This is a genomic window from Acidovorax sp. GW821-FHT10A04 (assembly GCF_059415825.1).
This window is the reverse complement of sequence record NZ_JBWKNZ010000033.1, coordinates 1-3217: the sequence shown is the minus strand read 5'-3', so window position 1 is coordinate 3217 and position 3217 is coordinate 1. Positions and strand designations below refer to the sequence as shown.

4 protein-coding genes and 1 pseudogene are annotated in these 3217 nt (G+C 68.0%); 4 read left to right on the top strand and 1 reads right to left on the bottom strand.

From position 1 onward, the window contains the following. Both AC07PF_RS33065 and AC07PF_RS33060 read left to right on the top strand, forming a co-directional pair. Window positions 1-285: pseudogene (locus tag AC07PF_RS33065) on the top strand (methyl-accepting chemotaxis protein); the annotation flags it as partial. Between the two features lie 151 nt (window positions 286-436). After that, window positions 437-820 carry a bacteriocin gene (locus AC07PF_RS33060; protein WP_494614746.1) on the top strand — a complete coding sequence of 128 codons (384 nt, stop codon included), beginning with the start codon at window positions 437-439 and terminating at the stop codon, window positions 818-820. Window positions 821-893: 73 nt separating this feature from the next. Here the strand turns inward: AC07PF_RS33060 and AC07PF_RS33055 are convergent, their stop codons facing one another. Continuing rightward, entirely contained in the window at window positions 894-1706 is an 813-nt protein-coding gene (locus AC07PF_RS33055) for an alpha/beta fold hydrolase (RefSeq protein WP_494606064.1), read from the bottom strand. 337 nt (window positions 1707-2043) lie between these two features. On the opposite strand from AC07PF_RS33055, the gene AC07PF_RS33050 reads away from it, so the two are divergent. Continuing rightward, window positions 2044-2568, top strand: coding sequence for a chemotaxis protein CheW (locus AC07PF_RS33050; RefSeq protein WP_494614745.1), 525 nt, complete (start codon window positions 2044-2046; stop codon window positions 2566-2568). 38 nt (window positions 2569-2606) lie between these two features. Next, the coding region (locus tag AC07PF_RS33045; RefSeq protein ID WP_494614744.1) for an MCP four helix bundle domain-containing protein at window positions 2607-3217 on the top strand (611 nt) is incomplete at its 3' end.

The following is a 3217-nucleotide window of genomic DNA, read 5'->3' as shown; positions in this document are numbered from 1 at the left end:
GCGAGCAGCCTGAACAGCCAGGCGGGCGAGCTGGTCAACGCGGTGGCGGTGTTCCGCCTGGCCAACGATGGCAACTATCGGGCACCGGCATCTACACCAGCCCCAGCGGCGCGCAAGCCGGTGGCCATGGCGGCGCGCACGCCCGTGAAGGCGCCGGTGGGCAAGGCCCCGGTGGCCAGCCGGCTGGCTGCGCCCAAGGCGCCTGCTCCCAGCCCCGCGGCCGCGGCACCCAAGGCCCCGGCCAAGGCGGCCGGCGGGGGGGATGACGAGTGGGAGAGCTTCTGACGCTTGCTTGATGGGGGTCAAGCGCCTTGTCTGACAGCGCCGCGGCCTGACAGACGGCGCCATCTGCAAGGCACGGGGCTTACAACGGAGGAATGGCTGGCCTTGCCCCTGGGCATCGCTGGCCGATCCCTTCACTTCCCCGGAGAAGCCCATGACCCCCGCCACCAAAGCCGCCGCCCTGGACCAGGACCTCGCCCAGCAGGCGCGCCCCGGCCACGGCATTCCCTCGCAGGATCCCGATCCTGCAGCACAGCTGCCTTTGTCGGATGCCGAGAAAGAGCGTGAATCCCAGTCGGCCCTCGTGGGCGGCGGGGTCGTGGCCGGCGCCGCGACCGGAGCTGCCGTCGGGGCAGCTGTGGGCGGGCCCGTGGGCGTGGTCGTCGGGGGCACGCTGGGCGTGGTGGCCGGTGCCCTTGGTGGTGCAGCCGCCGGCGCGGTCACCCGACCGGACGAACCCAGCAGCACCATTCCCGGACCGGCGGAGCACGAAGTCGTCCGCACCGGGGAAACCGGGCGCGAGGACCTCAACCGCTGAGGCAGGGTCAGGTTCCGCCATGAAAAAACCCGCCAAGGCGGGTTTTTTCATGGCTGCTGTCTCTGCCCTGGACTTATCCAGGCCGGTGGGGGTTGGGGAACACCAGTTGCAGCCCCGGCAGCGTGGGGCGCTTGAAGGCCTGCCACTCGGCCTTCGGCCCGGAGGGTTGGGCCAGCCGGTCGGCCACCACCCACCAGGCGCTCGGGTTCAGGCCAATGCCGAAGTGGCTGGCCACCACCTCGATGTTCTCGGTGTGCGGGTTGTGCGCTGCCGGCGCCTGCAGGCTGCCGCGCCAGGCCACCACGCCATCGCTGCGCGAGTAGATGCTGGAGGTGGGCACCGGGGGCGCCTCGGGCAGGTTGTAGCTGGCCACTTCGCGCTCGATGCTGCGGCCACTGGCGAACTGGTAGATGCGCCAGGCATTGGTGGAGGTGTGCGGGCCGGCAAAGGGCGTGCCCAGCGTCACCACGCAGCGCACCAGGTCGGGCAGCTCCTTGGCCAGTTCGCGGGCATAGATGCCGCCCAGGCTCCAGCCCACCAGGCTCACCTTGCCGCCGCTGCGCTGTGCGGCCTGCTGCAACTGCTGCTTGGCATGGTCCAGCACACCTTCGCGTGGGCCCAGGTTCAGGCCCTGGCCCCAGCCCTGGGCGTCGTAGCTGCGTGACTCCAGGTAGCGGCGCAACGGCGCCGTGGTGGCGTCGCCGGCCGATAGCCCCGGAAACACGATGACGGTGTGCCCGTCACCCTGGGGTGCACGCTGCAGCACGGGCCAGGCGGGCAGCACGGCACCGAATTCCCAGGGCGCGCGCAACTCCAGCGCCAGCAAAGACAGGCCGGGGGCAGGCATGGGGTGGGGGTGGGTCTCTTTTTTGGTGAACAGCGTCATCAGGTCATTCCAGGGGGCTCAAAGCTACTGCCCGGCGGTGTCAGGAGTGGCGGCCAGGGCGCCAGCGGTCCAGCAATCCGCCATTCGACAAGCTGGGTAACGGTAACATTTTTTAGCACCGGAACCCGCGCCGGCAGTGGAGGCACCTCTCCAATTAGGCAGGCCCCGTCCCTTTGCAACCTGGAGGCACGGTGGCGTCCCAGGTGGCATCGGATGGCCGGGATCGGCCAGATTTTGTTCTGAAATGTAACTTTTCACTGCTATGCTTTTGGGAGTGCCCGCGGCCTCCTGGCCCGGCCCGGTAGCGCATGCCTTCCACTCCCGAATCTCCCCTCCCATGACCCAAGCCTTTGCTGCAGCCTCTCCCGAAACCCCTTCCCGCACTGCCCAGCCTGCCGGCCGCGCAGGGGAGTACCTGAGCTTTTGCCTGGGGGCGGAGGAGTACGGCATCGACATCCTGCGCGTGCAGGAAATCCGCTCCTACGAGCAGCCCACCCGCCTGGCCCATGCGCCGGACTTCATCAAGGGGGTGATCGACCTGCGCGGGCGCATCGTGCCGATCCTGGACCTGCGCGTGAAGCTCCAATCCCCCGAGGCGAGCTATACCGACTTCACGGTGGTCATCATCCTGGACATGGGGGCCTTGCTGGTCGGCGCCGTGGTGGATGCCGTGGCCGATGTGGTCACCCTGACCCCGGAGCTCATCAAGTCCGTGCCGCAGTTCGAGCCCCAGGGCCACCTCGACCCGGCCTTTGTCGCCGGCATTGCCAGCGTGGGCGAGCGCATGCTGATCCTGATGGACATCGAGGCGCTGCTCAGCAGTGGCGAATTAGGACTGGTCACGAACGCAACACGCGGATAACGTGAAAAACACCCAAAAACCAACCAACGAGGGACCGGATGAATCGCTTGAATATTTCCACACGGCTGGTGGTGGCCTTTGCCGCCATGGTGCTGCTGCTGATCGCCCTGGGAGGGGTGGCGCTGGCACGCTCTGCCAGCCAGCGCGCGGCGCTCAATGACATCGTTACCACGCGCATCCCCATTACCAGGGCCATGGGCGCGCTGGCCGACGGGGTGAATTTGCAGGCGATCCAGTTCCGCAACCTGGCGATCTTCTCCTCGGAGGCCATCGTCAAATCGTCGCGCGACCAGATCGGCACGGCACGCTCGACGATCGCCAAGCAGCTGGAAACGCTCACCGCGCTGATCCAGTCCGAAAAGGGCAAGGAGAGCCTGGCGCGCATGCAGCAGCAGCGCGCAGAGTTCCTACGGCTGGGGGACCAGTACCTGGGCCTGATCGCCAAGGACCAGAAGGACGAGGCATTGAAGCTGCTGGTGGAGCAGTTGCGCCCGGTCCAGCTGGCCTACCAGAAGGAGATCCAGGAGCAGGTGGATTACCAGGCGAAGGTCACGGGCGCCGCTGGTGACCGGGCCGAGGCCGCCGCCGCGGCCCTGCTGCGCGACGTGCTGATCGCCGGCGCACTGGCCATCGCCCTGGCGATCTTCCT